Origin of the sequence: Opitutus sp. ER46, from assembly GCF_003054705.1 — a bacterium.
Lineage (GTDB): Bacteria > Verrucomicrobiota > Verrucomicrobiia > Opitutales > Opitutaceae > ER46.
This window is the reverse complement of sequence record NZ_QAYX01000019.1, coordinates 400509-418616: the sequence shown is the minus strand read 5'-3', so window position 1 is coordinate 418616 and position 18108 is coordinate 400509. Positions and strand designations below refer to the sequence as shown.

The following is an 18108-nucleotide window of genomic DNA, read 5'->3' as shown; positions in this document are numbered from 1 at the left end:
TGCGCACTACTCGTGCGCCGCGGGCGGACTTTTTGCGCTTGCCGTAATCGGCCTCATAGCAGGCTGAATCCGGATCCGGATCCGGAATACCAAACCCTGGCGACGCGGCCGGCGGATCCCGGCCGGAGTCGGCGCTACCCCGTTTCGCATTTCTCCGGCGCCGCCCGGCGCAATGCGTTCTGGCTTGAAATGCGTCCGCCGGGACTTTTCGGGCCCGGGAATCGCCGGCGGTGGCGCAAGAATTTTCGCTATCCGCGACGCACGTTTGTGAATTGCCCTGCCGGGCCGCGGCGCGGCATGGATCGGCTCTTTGCCATGAAAAACCGTATCTTTGGCCAAGTGCTGAAGTCTCTTATTCTCGTCGCCGTGGTGGCCTCGACGGCCACTGCCGCGCACGCCGCGGAAGCGACGTCCTCCAGTCCCTGGGCGGGCGTGGGCGGCTCGCTCGGCGGGCTGCTGCTCGGCGTCATCCAACTGGTGGTCGGCCTCAGCCTAGCCGCCTTCTCCATCAACAAGGGCCTGGCCCTTCTGTCCCGCCTGCTCGGCGGCATCGACATCTGGGGCGAGATCAAGGCGAAGAACGTCGCGGTCGCGCTGCTCGCGGCCGGGGTCGTGATCTCGTACACGCGGGTGATCTCCGGCGGCATCGACGCGATGACCCGCTCGCTGCTCACGCTCGGCGCCAGCGGGGTGCTGAACGGGGTGATCGGCCTCGTGGCGGGCGTCATCAACCTCTTCGTCGCGATCGCCGTGGCGAGCTTCGCGATCACCGTCGTGTTCCGGGTGATGGACAAGCTGACCGTCGGCATCGACGAAAAGGCGGAGTTCAAGGCCAACAACGCCGCGATCGGCGTGATCTACTGCGGCATCATGATCGGCGTCTCGAGCCTAGTGGCGGCGGGTGTCACGGGCATCGGGTCCGGCGTGTCGCTCTTCCTGAACGCGCTCGTCACGGCGTTCATGGCGTAAGCCCGACGGCCCTCCCTTTCTGACCACGGCGGCGGAGCCTATCGGCGGCGCCGCCGTTTTTGTATATTGGCGGCCCGGCCGCCCGAATTCCGCGTTTACTCGGGCAGCGGACATCGCTTGCTGGAGCGGCGTGTCATCTTCGCTCGAAGCTAACCCAACCAGGTGCGGATCCTCACCGGCCGTGGATGCCCGTGTCGGCTGGCTTGGGGCGCTGGTCCTGCTGCTGGTGGTGGCGCTCGCGTATGCGAACAGTCTGAACGGTCCGTTTGTGTACGACGACCGCGAGTCGGTTGTGTACAACCCGACGATCCGAACCCTGTGGCCGCCGACCGCGTTGCTGCAGACGCCGGGAGACGGCGCGACGGCCAGCGGGCGGCCGGTCCTGAATTTCTCGTTCGCGCTCAACTTTGCGGCGGGGCGGCTGGATGCCCGAGGGTACCATGCGGTCAATATCGCGATCCATCTGGCGGCGGCGTTGACGTTCTTCGGTCTGGTGCGACGAACGCTTGCCCGGCTGCCGCTTGGCGCGCGGCTGGGGGACGCCGCGGGGTCGATCGCCCTGGCGGCGGCGGCGTTGTGGGCCGTACATCCGCTCCACACGGAAGCGGTGACCTATATCGTGCAGCGGGCGGAGTCGCTGATGGCGCTCTGGTACCTGCTCGTGCTCTATGCGTTCAGCCGGAGCGTGGAGGCGGCGAAGCCGGGGCGATGGTTGGTGCTGGCCTGGGTGGCGTGTCTGCTCGGGATGGCGACGAAGGAAAACATGGTTTCGGCGCCTTTGCTGGTGCTGCTCTACGATCGAACCTATGTGAGCGGCGGTTTCGGCGCGGCGTGGCGGGCGCGCCGCCGGTTCTACCTGGCGCTGGCGGCCACATGGGGGGTGCTAGCTTACCTCGTGGCAAGTACCGGGGGCAATCGCGGCGGTTCGGCGGGGATGGGGGTCGGCGTCGAGGCGTTCGGCTACCTTGCGACCCAAGTGCCAGCGCTGGCGCGGTACCTCGGGCTCAGCGTCTGGCCATATCCGCTGATTTTTGAGTACGGCCCGGTCACGGCGCGGTTCGATGCGCTGTATTTTGCCCAGGCCGCGTTGGTGTTCGGGGCATTAGGTGCCACGGCCTGGGGCGTGTGGCGGCGGCGGGCGTGGAGTGTGCCAGCCGTACTGGGGTGGGCCGTGCTGGCGCCGACGTGCCTCGTGCCGGGGACGACGCAGTACATCGTGGAGCATCGGATGTACCTTCCGCTGGCGGCCGGGCTGTGCCTGATCGTGCCGTTGGCGGCCTGGGTTTCCTGGCGGCGGCTTGCGATCGGGGTCGCGGCGCTTGTCGTGGGGCTGGGCGTGCTCACGGCGGCGCGGAATCGGGCGTACGCCAGCGCGGTGACGCTGTGGAGCGATACGGTTGCGAAGCGGCCCAATAATGCGGTGGCTTACGCCAGCTTGGGCGCGGCGTTGCGGGAGGCGGGCCGGGAAACCGAGGCGGTGGCGGCGCACCGCCGCGCGCTCGAGCTGAACCCACGGCACATTCCCGCGCTTGGGAACATGGGGTTGTCGCTGCTAGATGCGGGCCGGCCGGCCGAGGCGCTCGAGGTGTTTCGGCTGGCGCTGCGGTACCAATCGCGGACCGGCACTGCTTACTACTACGTCGGACTGGCGCTGGTGCGATTGGGGCGGCCGGTGGAGGCGCTGCCGTATTATGTCGAGGCGCTCCGTCTGAGTCCGGTGATGGTTACTGCGTACAATGACTACGGCGAGGCGCTCCTGCAGTTGAACCGGATCGACGAGGCGATCCGGCAATTTGAGACCGCGATCAAGTTGGAGGAGGGGTATGGGGACGCGTGGCTCAACCTGGCGGGCGCGCGGGTGCGGCAGGGCCGGCTGGCGGAGGCGCAGGCGGCATTTGCACGAGGCGCGGCGCTCCGGCCTCGAGATGGCGAGACGCAGGTGAGCTGGGGCAACCTGCTCCTGTTGCAGGGCCATCCCGCCGAGGCGCTCGCGGCGATGGACGCCGCGGTGGCGGAGCGACGGACATCGGCGACCGTGCATCATGGCCGGGCGATGGTGCTGACGGCGCTGGGTCGGCTCCCCGAGGCAATTGCGGAGTACGAGGAGGCAATCCGCCTGCAGCCCGACTACGCCGAGGCACACAACAATCTCGGCAACGCGCTGCTGACGGCGGAGCGATTGCCTGAGGCGGTGGCGCGGTACGAGCACGTGTTGACGCTGAACCCGGAGCACGCGCTGGCGCACAACAACCTGGGGCTTGCGCTGGCGCGCCTGGGGCGCGTGCGGGAAGCGCTGCCGCATTTCGAGGAGGCGGTGCGCCTGGCGCCCGACCTTGACGATGCGCGGAAGAATCGCGCGCGGGCTCGGGCGCAGCTGGGGCTGGATTAGGGGCGGGGAGGCGCGACCCGGGCGCTCAGCGGAGGGAGAACCGGGCGGCTTCGCGCCGGGCCCGAGGGGCGCCGCTGGAGTTGCCCAGGCTCAGCAGCCCCACGAGGTCGCCGAGCTCCTTCAGCTTTCGCAGGCGTTCGTCTTCCCGGTACATGGCGGTGGCGTGGGCCTCGCGCGAGGTGCCGAAGAGCGGCAGGGTGAAGCGATTCAACGCGTGATCGAGTTCGGAGATGTACCGCTTCATCGCGATGTCCGCCACGCCCCGCGAGGTGAGCACCGCTTCCTCGGATGGAATCCGCAGACGCGTCTCCGGCACGAAGAAACGCGGCAGCTCGATGATGCCGTCCCCGGTCGGGTCGGCGGTCTCGGCCGTCGGCGCATCGAACCGGAGCGCGTCGGGCGCGTTCGGGGCGGTCACGGGCGGACGCGAGCGGGCGAGGCCGTCGGCCATATCGTGCGTAATCAGGCGGGGACGGGAACGGGGCGTGACGGTCGGGCGAGGCGCTTCAGGGAGACGAAGGATTGGAGAGGAAAGCGACTCCGCTCCAGCGGCGGCGAGCGGGGTGACTGGGACCGTCAGCGCGGCGGCCAAGCCGGCGCAGACCAGCAATGTCCTTGGCGTGTTCACGCAGGCGGCAGCCTGCCAGTCGGGGTGGGGCAGGACAAGCTCTTCCCCGGCGGCGGGCTCCGGGTGCTGGGATCGGGGACGGACGCAGACGGCGTAAAAAAGGAGCCCCCTCGGTCGGGGGCTCCGGGCGGACAAGAGCAAGATCAGCGAAAAACTAGGAGTTGGCCTTTTCCGGCAGCTTGACCGGCGCCGACGTGAACTGCAGCGCGACCGAACGAAGTTCAGAGTCGAGGAAGCGATTCACTTCGCTCGGGGCGAGGCGGTACACCCAGGACTCGGTGTGGGTCTTGCCCTGGACGGAGACCGCGCGCCACAGCGTGACCTTCACCTCCTTGACCGAACAGGCGTCCTCCTCGCGCTGGCTCACGATGAGGAAGGCCTTGTCGCCTTCGGTGGCGCGATAGATCTGGTCGTGCCAGCCCTGCTGGTCGAGCGCCTGCTCCATCGCGGTCTGGCAGACGGCGGGCGCCTGCGTGGTCACGTCGGTGACGATGGTGACGGCGCGGCCGTTCATCCAAGTTTTGGTCGCCTTGCTTTGGGCGCTCACCGCAACGGGGAGCGCGAGCAGCAGGGAGAGGGTAACGAGGGAGAATTTCATGGGCCCAGGTATGCCGGAAAACGTCTGAAAGTTGAATACGCCAACTGGAGTAAAGGTTTTCGGGACTTGGCCGGACGGCGACTTCGGAGGTTTTCCGATACCCCCTTCCGCTACGCCAAAAGGAGTAGGTCAGAACCCCTAGCGGTTTTCGCCCGGAAGCGGGTGAAGCGGCGTCCCGTCCGCAAAAGGATAAGGAATCGCATAATTATCCGCATCCAACTGGCCTTAAGTTCCTTGGCGATGCGCCGTTAAGCGGTACGTGACCCCTACCACCCGGATCAGACGCCCGCGCGTGCCTTCCCGGCCCGCATCCGCCCGATGAAGTCTTTCACCATCGGCAAATGGGTGAGCCTCGGGTTCGCCGTGATCATTGTGATTGCGATTGCGGCCGGCGGCTTCACGTGGACGCGCATGGTGGCGATCCGGAAGCAGAGTGAGGGGCTGGCGGAGCGGCATCTGCCGGGGCTCTATTATGTGGGGATCATGAAATCGTCGGTGTCTCAGAACGGCTTCTGGGTCTCCGACTTCCTCAGCCGGACGGATCCGGCCGACCGGGTGGTCGCGGAGCGCGAACTGAAGCGGCTGAGCGACGAGTTTGCCGGCATCGCCAAGGCCTATGAAGCGGCGATCGCCAGCCCACGGGAGCGGGAACTCTTTGAGGCGGTGCGCGACGCGCAGGCGAAGTATCGGGTCGCGCGCAACGAGGCGCTGCGGCTGGCGCGCGAAGGTGACCGACGCGGGGCCGAGGCGCAGTGGCGTGGGCCGGGCACGGACGCGACCGTGGGCTATCTCAAGGCGACGCAGGATCTCGTCGACTTCAACAAGGCGACGGCGGACGCGGCCGGTCGCCACATCACGGCGGTGACGCATTCCGGCGAACGCGGGGCGCTGCTGGCGGCCGCGGCCCTCGTGGTCATGTCGCTGGCGATCGCGACGTTCATCGTGCTGCGCATGCGCCGGCTCGTGCGCGGGCTGAGCTCGACCCTGACGCGGGGCTCCGAGCGGGTGGCGGAGACGGCCGGGCGACTGGCGACCGGAAGCGAGCATTTGGCGGCGGGCTCAAGCCAGCAGGCGGCGGCGCTGAAGCAGACCGATGCGGCGCTGGCGCACATGGGCAACGTGGCGGAGCGCAACGCGGCCAACGCGGCGCGCGCGACCGACATCTCGCGCGAGGCGCGGGTGGCGGCCGACAGCGGCGTGGGCGAGATGCGGGCGATGAACAGCGCGATGGAGGGCATCAAGTCCGCCGGCGACGAGATCGCGAAGATCACGCGCACGATCGACACCATTGCCTTCCAGACGAACATCCTCGCGCTCAACGCGGCCGTCGAAGCCGCGCGGGCGGGCGAGGCGGGCGCGGGATTTTCCGTCGTGGCGGAGGAGGTGCGCGCGCTGGCGCAGCGCAGCGCGGCGGCGGCGAAGGAGACCGCGGGCAACATCGAGCGGACGATCCATCGCACCGAGGAAGGGGTGGCGATCAGCGCCAAAGTGGCCACGCACCTCGAGGCGATCGTGATGAAGGTTCGCGAAGTGGACCAGTTGATCGGCGACGTGAGCGCGGCCAGCGGCGAGCAGCGCGAGGGCGTGCAGCAGATTTACACCGCGATCCGCGAGATGGACCGCGTGGTGCAGCGCAATGTCGAGGCGGCCGGGGCCGAGACCCAGGCGTCCGGCGAGTTGACGGAGCAGGCTGAAATTCTCCGTCGCGGGGTGCACCAGTTGACGGAGCTCTTTGGCGTGGCGGCGGCGGCGGCGCGGGAGCCGGCGCCGGCCGCGAAGGCACCTGCGGGGCCGGTGCCGCCACCGGCGCCGGAGCGCCGGGCAGCGCCCCAGTTGGTGGCGCAATGAGTCCGAGGCCCTGGCGGAGTTAAGGGACGGCGGCGGGACGGGGCTCGCGTTGGGCCGTCACCACTTCGAGGAAGTTCCGGACGAGCGCGGAGTCGTCCGGGCGGCGCCAGATGGCAACGAGGTCGATCGTCGGCGGCGGAGTGGCGTCGATGGGAAGAAAGACGACGCCATCGGCCTGGGGTTTGGCATGACTCGACGCCATGAGGGAGATGGCGCGGCCGCTGGCCACCACGGCGCGGAGCGAGTCGCTGCCGCGCACGAATTCGAGTTCGTTGGGCGCCACGGCGAACCGGGCGAGCAGCGTGCTCACGTTGCGCGCATGGAGGGAGGTGGTGGCGCCCTGCAGGACGACGATCCGGGCGGTGCCGAGTTTTTCCGGGGTGACGGCGGGTTCCGAGGCAAGCGGATGCTGCTCGCTGACCATGGCGCGCACCGGGGCGGAGAACGCGACGGTGTGCCCGATGGCGGCGGGCAGGGTGTAGGGGGCAACGAGGGGGATGAAACCGAGGTCGATGGTGTGATTCTCGAGGGCGGCGAGCTGGTCGGTTTGCTCGAGATCGACCATCGCCAGCTTCACGTCGGGATAGCGGCCGCCGTAGGTGGCGAGATATGCCGGGAGCACCTGACTCATGATGAGGCCGCCGGAGTTGCCGATCACCAGCCGGCCGAGGTAGCCCCTGGCGGCCTCGCGCACGAGTTCCACGGCGCGATCGGCGCGGGTGAGCACGTCGCGCGCCTCGGTGAGGAACACGGCGCCGGGATGGGTCAGGCGCACCTGGGTGGTGGTGCGGTCGAGGAGCTGGAGTCCCAGGTATTGCTCCAGGAGCTTGATCTGCTTGCTGAGCGCCGGAGCGGAGATGTGCAGCCCTTCTGCCGCCGCGCGGAAATTGAGCGTGGAGGCGACGGCGACGAAGTATCGGAGGCGACGCAGATCCATGCCGCGTTCGCGCGCATTCTCCGGGCTGGAAAGTGAAACCGATTGGCGCATGCGGCGGGAACCGTGGGGCAGCCTGCGCCGACGGGGCGGATACGACAAGCGCGCAGCGGCCTTCGTTAACCTGCGGTTCATAGTCCTTAACTTAACGGTCATTCCCAGGTCGCCGCCTTGCCCCTAAACTGGGTACGGCTTCGGGCTGCTTCGGACCTGAGGTCGCATGATGACTTCCCGTTCGCGTCTCACATTTTCTCCCTGGACCGCTCCGCGGACCGGGACCGCTGGTTCCTTCCCGCCGGGCAGGACGGCCGCAGGGGGCGCGTCATGGTAGCGGTCGCTGAGGAGATTGTGCCGGCGCGGGCGGCGGACGTCCATGTCCGCTGGTGTCTGCGCGGCGCGCGGCTGGCAGCGGGCCTGGTGTTGGTGCTGGGCCTTACACCGGTGGTGGCCTGGGTGACGGGATACGACCTGCCGACGCGGTTCCATGCCCAATGGCCGTCGCTCCCGCCGGTCGTCGCTTTGGGCGTGGTGATGCTGGCCGCAGCCGTGGGGCGGCACGCGGAGCAGCGCCGGCGCGCGCGGTTGCCCGCCGTCGGGGCGACGTTGCTCGGGGCGGGCGCGCTGGTGGACTGGGTGGTGGACGGACCGCATGGCGTCTCGCTGGCGGAGACGGCGGGTCTCGCCGGGGTGGGCGTGGCGATGCTGTTGCCGGAAACGTCGATGCGGTGGGTGCGTCTCCGGCAGGGACTCGTGCTGCTGATCGGTTTTGGCTCCCTGGTGGCGCTGAATGGCTACCTTCTCGGCGTCAACCAGCTGCATCCCGTTCCCTTTTTTCGCTCGATGTCGTTGCCGGGCGCACTCGCCTTTGCGCTGGTGGCAACCGGCTATTTCCTGGCCCAGCCGCAGATCGGCTTCATGCGGCTGGTGACGGCGCCGACGGCCGGCGGCCGCCTGCTGCGCCGCATGGTGGTGCCGATCGTGCTGCTGCCGCTGCTGATCAACGGGCTTGAACGGGCGACGGAGCGCTACGGGGTGATCCCCGCGGGTTTTGGCTGGCTGCTCGACGGTGCCATCAGCGTGTACCTGCTGGGCATCGTGGTGTTGCTGACGGCGCGGTCGCTGCACCGCGCCGACGAGGCGCGTCGGACGGCGCTGGAGCAGATGGCGCAAAGCGAGGAACGCTATCGCCGTCTGATCGAGATGTCGCCGGATGCCATCGTCGTGAAGAGCCGGGGCGCGATCGAATACGTCAATCCTGCGGCCGTGCGGTTGCTGGGCGCCACGAGCGCCGGCGAACTCGTCGGCCGGTCGCCGCTTGACTACCTCCATCCCGCCTCGCGGGCCGCGCTGGACCCGAAGCTGTGCTCCTTGCTCGTGCATGGGCAGAGCATCCAGCCAACGGAGCAGCGCATCATCCGCCGCGACGGCGCGGCCTTGGACATCGAAGTGGCGGCGGCGCCGGTCGATTTTCATGGCCGCCGCGTGGCGCAGATGGTCCTCCGGGATCTGACCGAGCGCAACCGCGCGACGGCCGAGGCGCGGCAGCTGCGCGAGCAGCTGGACCTGCTCGTCACCACGGCCCCGATCGTGCTCTACACCGCGCGGCTGGGCGCCTGCGCGGCGCACACGTACGTGAGCCCGAGCGTCGCCGCCATCCTTGGCTACACCCCCGACGAGTTTGTCGACCAGCCCGAGTTCTGGATCAACCACGTGCACCCGGAAGACCGCCCCCGCGTGACGCTCGAGGTCCTGGGCGCAAGTTCGTCCATGGCCACCAGCGTGCATGTGTATCGCTTCGAGGTGAAGGCGGGGGGCTACCGCTGGATCCGCGACGAACGGCGGGTGGTGCCGGAGGCCCGGGCGGGCGAACCGGCGGTCGTGGGCTACTGGCATGACATCACGGAGTCGCGTCGCGCCGCGTCGGCGCTGCGCAAGATCGAGGAGTTGTACCGGACCACCTTTGATTCGGCGGCGGTGGGCGTGATGCACGCGCGCCTGGAAAATCGGCGGATCGTGCGCGTGAACGCCACCTTCACCGCGCTGCTCGGGTACCAGCCCGCGGAGTTGCGGCAGCGCACGGCCGACGAAATCACGCACCCGGACGATCGCGCGGAGGATGCGCGGCAGATGGGGCGGCTCCTGGCGGATGAGATCAAGAGCTACCGTCGGGAGAAGCGGTACGTGCGAAGCAGTGGCGGGTCGGTGTGGGTGGAGGTGACGGTGTCATTGGCGCGCAACACGCAGGGGCGGCCGACGCACGTCATTGCCGTGTGCATCGACATCAGCCAGCGGCGCGAACTCGAGGCCCAGCTCCGGCAGTCGCAGAAGATGGAGGCGGTGGGCCAGCTGGCCGGCGGCATTGCGCATGACTTCAACAACATCCTCACCGCGGTCCAGGCCAACGCCCAGCTCATCGCGATGGACCCGACGCTGCCGGAGGCGGTGCAGACCTCGACGCACGATATCGATCGCGCGGTCCGGCGCGGCGCCGGCCTGACGCGCCAGCTGCTGATGTTCAGCCGCCGGCAGGTCATGCAGGTGGAGCTCGTGCAGGTGGGCGAGGCGCTGACCAATCTCGCGGGGATGTTGCACCGGCTCCTCGGCGAACAGATCCGCCTGACCGTGGTGCCCACGCCGGCCGCGGTCGCGGTCAATGCCGACCGCGGCATGCTGGACCAGGTGATCATCAACCTGGCGGTGAATGCCCGGGACGCAATGCTGCCGGCCGGGGGTGAGCTGCGGGTGACGGTCACAACCGAGACCTTTGCGGCCACGCAGACGCGCGGGAATCCCCCGGGCGCGTATGTGTGTATTGCCGTGGCCGACACGGGCTGCGGCATTCCGGCCGACATCCTGCCCCACATCTTCGAGCCCTTCTTCACCACCAAGAGCGCGGGCCGGGGGACCGGTCTGGGCCTGGCGACGGTTTTCGGCATCATCAACCAGCACCACGGTTGGATCACGGTGGAGACGGAATCCGGCCGCGGCTCGGTCTTTCGGGTGTACCTGCCCGCGGCGGCCGCGACGGCTCCGGCGGCCCCGGCCGTCGCAGCCCAGACCTCCCCGGTACGCGGCGGCGGCGCGACGATCCTCGTCGTCGAGGATGAAGAGGCGGTGCGCACGATCACGGTGACGCTGCTGCGCCGGCACGGCTTCAATGTCCTGGCCGCGGTGGACGGCGCGAGCGCGCTCGCGATGTGGAACACGCACCGTGCCGCGATCGACCTGCTGATCACCGACGTGGTGATGCCCGGAGGAATCACCGGGCCGGAGCTGGCGAACCGACTCCAGTTGGAACGCCCCGAACTGCCGGTGCTGCTGATGAGCGGCTACAACCCGGAGCAGGCCGGCCGGTTGTTGAGTCTGCCGGAGCGGCAGGCGTTCCTGGCCAAGCCTTTTGAGGTGCCAGCGCTGCTGGCCCGCATCGATCTGCTGCTCCGTAGCGACCGGCCGGGCGCGGGCGGTCGGCTGGACGACTGGCTCAGGAACGCGGCGGTGCGGGGGGACGGCTCCGGCTGACAACCTGCGCCAGCGCGTCGACGAGGTCACAGAGAGGCGCGGCGACCTTGCCGCGCTGCCAGGAGACCAGCATTTCCCACTTTGCGTCCACGAGCGGTAGTTCGCGAAAGACGACGCCCGGGGCCCCGGGCCGCAGGTCGTACTTGGGCACGGTGGTCACGAGGTTGTCCGAAACCACGAGCGCGAGCGCATGCCCGATGCTTTCGCCGACTTCGCCGAACCGCGGCCGAAAGCCGGCCTTGCGGCAGAGCTGGGTGAGCCAGCGCTCGTAGCCCGGAATGTCGGAGTCAGGCACGCGCACGAAGGTCTCGTCGCGGAGATCGACGAGCCGCAGCGGCGCCTTCCGGGCCAGCGGGTGCTCCTCGGACAGGACGACCTCGAGCGGCAGCGTGCCGACCGAGCGCAGGTAGAACTCGCGGCCGAGCGAGCGGTCGACCTCGCCGATGAAGGCGACGTCGAGCTGGCCGGCGCGCAGGGCGGCGAGCTGTTCGCCGGGAGAGAGGTCGCGCAGGGTCACCTTGACGGCCGGGTGCTGCTGCCGAAACACGCGCAAGGCCGGGCTGAGGTGGCTGGCGGCCATGGACCCGAGATAGCCCACGCGGATGGTCGAGGTCTTGCCGCGGGCCAGCTTGCCGACCTCGGTGAGGAGCTCGTTGAGCTGGTCGAGCAGCGGGGGCATGCCCAGCAGGAGTCGCTGGCCGGCGGCGGTCAGCGCGACGCCGGCGTGCCCCCGCTCGAAAAGGCGGCCGCCAATCTCGTGCTCGAGCACCTGCATCTGGCGGGTGAGCGTCGATTGCGAAACGCGCATGCGCTCGGCGGCCTTGCTCAGGCTGCCCAGCTCGGAGATCAGCACGAAGGACCGGAGCAGGTCGGTGTTCACGCCGGCCACCATGGGCGGCCGGCGCGGCGGGGCAAGCCGCGCGATGCGCGCGACGCATGGCTTGGCCCTGCCGGGGGGCAGGCTCAGGACTCGGATTCGTCCGCGTCGCGCCACCGGATCAGCTTCAGGTCATAGACACAGACGCTGTAGAGCACCGGCACGAGCAGCAGGGTCACGAAAGTCGCGGCGGTGAGCCCGCCGATCTGCGCGTAGCACAGCGGCTGCCAGAGCGGCCCGCCATGCAGCGCGAGCGGGAACAGGGCCAGCACGGTGGCGGCGACGGTGATCATGACCGGGCGGAGCCGGATGATCCCGGCGTCGACCAGCGCCTGTTCCAGGGGTTCACCCTCCTCGCGTTTGTCTTCGATGCAGTCGAACAGCACGATGACGTGGCTGACGATCACGCCGACGAGGCTCGCGATGCCCATGAGCGCCATGAAGCCGAAGGGCGTGCCCATGACGGCGAGCGCGGCGATCGAGCCGACGACACCGAACGGCACCGCCGCAAACACCAGCAGCGGTTTGACGGCGTGGTTGAACTGCAGGACCAGCGCCAGGAAGATGGCGCCCACGGAGATGGCCATCGCGGTGCCGAGGTCCTTGAAACCGCGGACCTGTTTGGCCTGTTCCCCGCCCACCACGAGACGGTAGCCTGGGGGCAGTTCCCGCTGGAACTGCGCCAGTTGCGGTTTCACCGCCTTCAGAATCTGCGAAGCGAGCGCGCCGGGAACGGGCCGGGCCACGACCGTGATGGTGCGGAACCGGTCGCGCCGCTGGATGCGTTGCGTCTCGAGTTCGGTGGCGAGACTCGCCACCTGGGCCAAGGGCAACTTCTGCGGCCCGTGGACTGAGTAGACGTACAGGTTATCCAGGTCCGACAGTCGGGAGCGGTCGTCCGAGCGCAGCCGGGCCACGACTGGGATCCGGCGGTCGCGTTCGCGCAGCTCCGTCAGCGGACGGCCGTTGAGCGCGGCGCCGACGGACACCGCGATGTCGGCGTGCGTGAGCCCGGCGAGGTTGGCCCGCTCGGCGTCGATGTGCAGGCCGAGTCCGATCGTCTCGGGCTGCCAGTCCGTGTGGACCAGCGCCGCCTGCGGCACAGCCTGCAGCATGTTCTCCACCCGCCGCGCGAGCGAACGCAGCATGGCCAGATCCGCGGCGCTCCGCTCGGGACCCGGGTCGACCAGGCTCGAGATCATGATCTCGACCGGGAACTCGACGGGATTGGTCTGCAGTTGCTTCACCTCCACGCGGGCGCCGGGCACCTGGGCGGCGAGTGCGGTCTGGAGCTTGCCCGCCAGCGTGGGCATCAGCTCCTTGTCTTCGATCTGGACGATGATCTGGCCGTAGTTCGGCTGCTGGATCTCCGGCGAGATCGAGAACCAGAAGCGCGGGGCGCCGACGCCGACGAAACTCGTCAACGAATGCAGCACGGTCGCTTCGCCCCGGCCGGTTTTCCCGGCCACCTCGCGGGCGCAGACTTCCTGGATGACGCGTTCCGCCTCCTGCACGGCGACGTTGGTGGAGCGGACGGAGGCGTTGTTGGGCAGCCGCACATCGATTGTGGAGAGGTACTGGACGTCGTCGGGGAAGAAGAGCGTGCGCAGGTTCGCCATCATGACGGCGCCGAGGACCAGGAGGGGAATCGAACCGGCGAGAACCTGCCAGCGGTGCCGGATCGACCATTGCGCCAGCCGGGCGTAGCGGCCGTAAAGGCCGTGCTGCCGACGCTCGGCGACCGTCGGCTCGGGCCGACGTGGCGCCCGGAGCAGCAGGCGCCCGAGAAGCGGAACGAAGGTCATGGCGACGATCAGCGAGGCGAAGAGCGAACAGGCCATCACGACCGGCAGGCTGTAGAGGAATTCACCGGTCGCGCCCTTGATCAGGAGGAACGGCAGGTAGGCGACCACGTTGGTGATGGTCGCGAACAGGATCGCTTTCGCGAGCTTCGTGGGCCCGCGCCAGGACGCCTGCGTCGGCGGCAATCCGTCCGCCAGCCCGCGCTTGATCGCATCCCCGGCCACGACGGGGTTGTCGACCAACAAGCCCAGCGCGACGATCAGCGACCCGATGGAGATCTGCTGGAGGTCGATCCCGAGGAGCGACATCAGCCCGAACGTCATCGCGAGGGTGATGGGCATGGACAGCGCCATCAGGAGGGCGGACCGCCATTCCCAGAAGCCGATGAGGGCGACGAACACGACGAGTGCGATGGCCTCGTAGAGCGCGCCCATGAACAACTCGATGTTCTCGCGTACCTGGCGCGGCTGGTCGGAGGTCCGCACCACCATCAGGTCTTGCGGCAGGATGTGGCGGAGGGCCGCGAGCCGCTGATCGACCTCCGCGCCGAAGGTGGCGATCTGTTCGCCCGCCCGCATGAACACGGCGACGGTCACGGCGCGGGACCGATGCCAGGCGCCGTGCGTGTCCTTCCAAGTGTGGTAGTTGAGCGTCTGCGCCGGCACCTGGTAGGCGCGGCTGATTTCGGCGAGATCGCGGAGATAGACCGGGTTGCCATCAGCGCCGGCGGCCACGAGCACCGCGCCAATGTCGTCGGCGGACGCGAATTCCCCGGTGGGACTGAGGTACACCCATTTGCCACCGGCTTCGATCATGCCGCTGGCCGTGGCGATGTTCCGGGCCTGCAGGAGCTCGGCCAGCCGGGCGGGTTGCAGACCCAGCCCGGCGAGACGTTCCTGCGCGTAATCGATGTAGACGCGCTCCGGCAGCACGCCGGTGCGCTGGTACTTGGCGGCCTGCGGCACGCCCGCCAGCGAGCGGGCGATGAGGTCGCTGAACTCGTCGAGCTCGCGGTAGCTGTACTTGTCGCCGGCCACGGCCTGCAGGCGCGCCTCGATCTCGGCGGGATCGCGTATGATCGCGGGGCCCCAGGCGTCGGGATGGATGTCCCCCGCCTGAATCTCGTCCTCGAGGTACCGGTTGATGTAGGCGCGAATCTGGTCGTCGGTCTGGGTCGACGCGCCGTCCACGCCGACGAATCCGGCGGCGGAGAAGAGGCGCGGTTGGCGGAAGATGCCGTCGCGTTCGGCGCGGCGAACAAAGCGCTCGAGCCCGCGCCGGACGGCGTCGGCCGGCATCGAGGTGGGGAAGCTGTAGACCGCCGCGACATGGTCGGTCGGATTGCCGGCGTTGGTGCGGACCTCCGCGAGCGCGGCGCCGACCTGCCGGGCCCGAAGGGCAATCTCGACCGCGTCGACCGGCGGGCTCGCGATCGTCAGCATCATGGCCGAGGTGTCGCCAAAATCGCTGACGAACTGGATCGGGCCCGCGCCGGCCGGGAGCCGGCTGTTGAGGCTGTCGAGCTTCAGGCTGATGTCGCTGAACTCCTTCTTGGTATCGCGGACATTCTCCGCCAACTGCACGTGGACAATGGACAGGCCGGGCAGGCTGACCGAGCGGATGCCGTAAGCGTGCGGCGCAGCGGGATGGAGCGCTGAACTCTCGGCAATCTTGGCCTCCACCACGCGCGTGATCTGCTGCTCGACCTCGGCGGCGGACACGCCGGGCCAGGCGGTCACGGCGACGGCGAGACGGACCGGAATGTCCGGATCCTTGCGCTGGGGCATCGCGTGGTAGCCGTACCAGCCCCAGAGAAGGGTGGCGACGAGCAGGACCCAGGCGATGTGCCGGTGCTCGACCGTGAAACGGGCGGCGTTGTGCGTCTGCGACAGACGCTCGGGATCGGGACGATGGGCCATGGCGGGGAGAGGCGCCGAGGGTCAGGGCACGATGGCGACGGTCGCCCCGTCGTGCAGGTCGGTCACGCCGACGGCGACGATGGCATCGGCGGGGGTGAGCCCGTGGCGCACGACCAGCCGGTTGCCCACCGTGGGACCAAGGGTGACGGGGCGCTCGCGGACGATGCTGCGGCCCTGGTTGGTTTCGACGACGAAGACGGCAAAGCCGTCCGCCGCGGTGGATGATCGCACCAGGGCGGAAAGCGGAATGGTGAGTTGCGCGGCCGTCGGGCCGGCGTGGTTGAGGATGACGGTGGCGACGAGCCCCGGTTTGAGTCGGCCGTCGACGTTGGCGATCAGCGCCTCCACCGCGAACAAGCGCGTGCGGGCGTCGGCGGCGGCGGCCACGGCACTGATTTCCCCGGGAAATGATTCGGGCTGCGAGGCGGTGCTCAGCGTGATCCGGTCACCCGCGTGGAGGCGGCCCACCACGGTGTCGGCGACGGCGAACACCACTTTCAGCGTGCGGGTGTCGGCGACGACGAACGCCGGGGTGGCGGGCCCGACGAGGGCGCCGACCTCCACCTGCCGTTGCACGACCCGGCCGGGAAACGGCGCGCGCACGACGCTGTCGTGACGGGCACTGCCGGCCTGGGCGAGCACCGCCCGGGCGCTTTTCAGGGCGGCGGCGCTCGCGTCACGCTGGGCTTTGTAGGCGTCGAACTGGACCTGGGTGAGGCTGGTCGCGGCGAACAATCGCTCGGCGCGATCGAAGTCGGCGGCGGCTTTCTCGGCGGCGGCCTGGGCCTGGCCAACGACGCCTTCGGCCTGGGCGAGTTGGTCCGCATAGTCCTGCTGTCGGACGGTGGCCAGCGGTTCGCCGGCGGCGACGACATCGCCGACCTCAATCGGGCGGGCCGCACCGCGGGCGTCGATGCGCTGCGCGATGGACTCGACGTAGCCGCCGGTGCGAAAGACGAGCGTCACCTGGCTTTGTGCCGCCAGCGTCGCGGCGAAGCGCAGTTCCGGCACCTCCTCGGTGAGGACGGGCGTGACGACGCGCACCGGCGTGGGCGCGGGCGGGGCGGGCGTCCGGCGGGAGCAGCCGGCGGCGGCGAGCGTGAGCGCGGCGAGGAGCATCCGGGACGCGGGAGCAAGGCGGAGGAACGGGCGGTGCATGGTTCAGTCCTGGCCGATGGCGTTTTCGAGTTCGGCCTGCGCGGTGAGGACGGCGAGGAGCGCCTGTTGGCGGCGGCTCTGGGCGGCCTCGGCGGCGGCCTGCTGCTGGAGCAGGTCCTTGCGCAGGGCAAAATTCTGCTGGAAGGCGTTGAGGGCGACGCGGAGCTTCTCCTGCTCGGCGGCGAGCTGCAGGTCGGCGCTGCGGAGCGCGAGCCGCGTTTCCTCGAGCTGCCGGTACTTTGCCCCCACCTCGACCAGGACGCGGGCCTCGGTGTCGTTGGCGAGGTTATCCGCCTGGCGGAGCGCCTTCTTCGCGATGGCGACCTCGCGGCCGCGCCGGCCCCAGTCGAACACGTCCCACTGCGCCATCACGCCCGCGCTGGTGACCTCCGAGGGCAGGACGTCGCTGGTGTTGGCGCGCACATGGCTGACGACGAGGTTGACGTCGGGGATGTACTCGGCGCGTTTTTCGCGGCGGGTGAGCTCGGCGTAACGCACGCCGAGGCGGGCTTGCTGGAGTTCCGGCCGGTGTGCGAGGGCCTGTCGGCGCGCGTTGGCGAGAGAGGGGGCGGCGGGCACCTCCGTCACGGGAACGACGGTGAATTCGGTGGCAAGATCGCGGCCGAGGAGGACGTTGAGCTGTTCGCGCTGCGTGACGAGTGCGTCCCGGGCCTGGGCGGCCCGCGCTTCGGCGTCCGCGAGGCGTGCCTGTACCTCGAGCAGGTCACCCGGGAGCGCGGCGCGTTCCGTCACGGCCTGTCGCGTGATGCGTTCGAACTCGCGGGCGAACTCGACCGCGGCTTCCGCCGCCAGGACGGCGCCCTGTGTCTGGACGATGCCGTGGTACGTCCGCTTCACCTGCAGGTCCGTGGCCTGTTGCTGGGCGCGCAGCCGTTCGGCGTCCACCTTCCGGCCGATCTCCGCCTGGCGTACCTTGAGGCCGACCTTGTACTGCTGGGAGACGGGTTGGGTGAGGAGGGCGACGCCGGCGAGCAGGGATTCGCGCGGGCTGCGGATGACGGTGTCGGTGGCCGGCACCGGCCCGAGGTAGTTGTACACGCCGAAGGCGCCCTGCGGGAAATGGAAGTCGAGAGGCGAAAGGAGATGGCTGCCGATTCCGTAGGCCTGGAGCTGGGGGTAGCGGTAGCTGCGGGCGGCGGCGGCGCGGTCCCCGGCAATCTCCACGGCGAGCGCGGCATTCTGGACCTGCCGGTTGTGCGCGCGGGCCAAAACGAGGGCGTCGGACAGGGGCAGCGGGGCCGGGGCGGCGACGAGCGGGAGGACCGCGGCCAGCAGGAGGATGCCGGCGAGTCGTACGCCCACCGTGGCGGGGGCCGCCGACGGTTCATCCGCGCGGACGCACGAAGGGCGGCGCGAAGGCGGGAGGCGCGGCGGGAAGGTGTCGGAGGCGGGCATCGGGAACGGCGATCAGCGGTGAGAATCTGCGATCATACCAGCCCGCCGGG

General features: G+C 69.4%; 11 protein-coding genes. 4 read left to right on the top strand and 7 right to left on the bottom strand.

The annotated features are described in order from the left end of the window. Nucleotides 1-315 precede the first annotated feature (315 nt). On the top strand, nucleotides 316-969 hold the full coding sequence (locus DB354_RS06780) for a DUF350 domain-containing protein (RefSeq protein WP_158277401.1): 654 nt from the start codon (nucleotides 316-318) through the stop codon (nucleotides 967-969). Between the two features lie 181 nt (nucleotides 970-1150). After that, the gene (locus DB354_RS06775) at nucleotides 1151-3358 is read left to right on the top strand and encodes a tetratricopeptide repeat protein (protein ID WP_107834675.1); all 2208 of its coding nucleotides are present in this window, start codon (nucleotides 1151-1153) and stop codon (nucleotides 3356-3358) included. A gap of 25 nt (nucleotides 3359-3383) precedes the next feature. Here the strand turns inward: DB354_RS06775 and DB354_RS06770 are convergent, their stop codons facing one another. Both DB354_RS06770 and DB354_RS06765 read right to left on the bottom strand, forming a co-directional pair. Continuing rightward, on the bottom strand, nucleotides 3384-3776 hold the full coding sequence (locus tag DB354_RS06770) for a hypothetical protein (RefSeq protein ID WP_146180136.1): 393 nt from the start codon (nucleotides 3774-3776) through the stop codon (nucleotides 3384-3386). A gap of 364 nt (nucleotides 3777-4140) precedes the next feature. Beyond that, nucleotides 4141-4584 (bottom strand): hypothetical protein, encoded by a 444-nt coding sequence (locus DB354_RS06765; RefSeq protein WP_107834673.1) that lies wholly within the window; start codon nucleotides 4582-4584, stop codon nucleotides 4141-4143. Nucleotides 4585-4902: 318 nt separating this feature from the next. Between DB354_RS06765 and DB354_RS06760 the strand changes: the two genes are divergently transcribed. Then, nucleotides 4903-6432, top strand: coding sequence for a methyl-accepting chemotaxis protein (locus DB354_RS06760; RefSeq protein ID WP_107834672.1), 1530 nt, complete (start codon nucleotides 4903-4905; stop codon nucleotides 6430-6432). Between the two features lie 19 nt (nucleotides 6433-6451). Here the strand turns inward: DB354_RS06760 and DB354_RS06755 are convergent, their stop codons facing one another. Beyond that, nucleotides 6452-7420, bottom strand: a complete 969-nt coding sequence (locus DB354_RS06755; protein ID WP_158277400.1) for a LysR substrate-binding domain-containing protein — start codon at nucleotides 7418-7420, stop codon at nucleotides 6452-6454. A 270-nt stretch (nucleotides 7421-7690) separates the two neighbouring features. On the opposite strand from DB354_RS06755, the gene DB354_RS06750 reads away from it, so the two are divergent. Further along, nucleotides 7691-10885: a PAS domain S-box protein gene (locus DB354_RS06750; RefSeq protein ID WP_107834670.1), complete on the top strand. Its 3195-nt coding sequence runs from the start codon at nucleotides 7691-7693 to the stop codon at nucleotides 10883-10885. Here DB354_RS06750 and DB354_RS06745 read toward each other — a convergent pair. The 4 genes from DB354_RS06745 to DB354_RS06730 form a co-directional block, all read right to left on the bottom strand. Beyond that, a complete protein-coding gene (locus DB354_RS06745; RefSeq protein WP_107834699.1) occupies nucleotides 10848-11765 on the bottom strand; it encodes a LysR family transcriptional regulator in 918 nt (305 codons plus the stop codon). The two genes, DB354_RS06750 and DB354_RS06745, sit on opposite strands and share 38 nt — an antisense overlap. Before the next feature lie 83 nt (nucleotides 11766-11848). Further along, nucleotides 11849-15484, bottom strand: a complete 3636-nt coding sequence (locus DB354_RS06740) for an efflux RND transporter permease subunit (protein ID WP_107834669.1) — start codon at nucleotides 15482-15484, stop codon at nucleotides 11849-11851. Nucleotides 15485-15505: 21 nt separating this feature from the next. Then, nucleotides 15506-16642: an efflux RND transporter periplasmic adaptor subunit gene (locus DB354_RS06735; protein ID WP_107834668.1), complete on the bottom strand. Its 1137-nt coding sequence runs from the start codon at nucleotides 16640-16642 to the stop codon at nucleotides 15506-15508. Nucleotides 16643-16645: 3 nt separating this feature from the next. Continuing rightward, nucleotides 16646-18058, bottom strand: a complete 1413-nt coding sequence (locus DB354_RS06730) for a TolC family protein (protein ID WP_107834667.1) — start codon at nucleotides 18056-18058, stop codon at nucleotides 16646-16648. Nucleotides 18059-18108 lie beyond the last annotated feature (50 nt).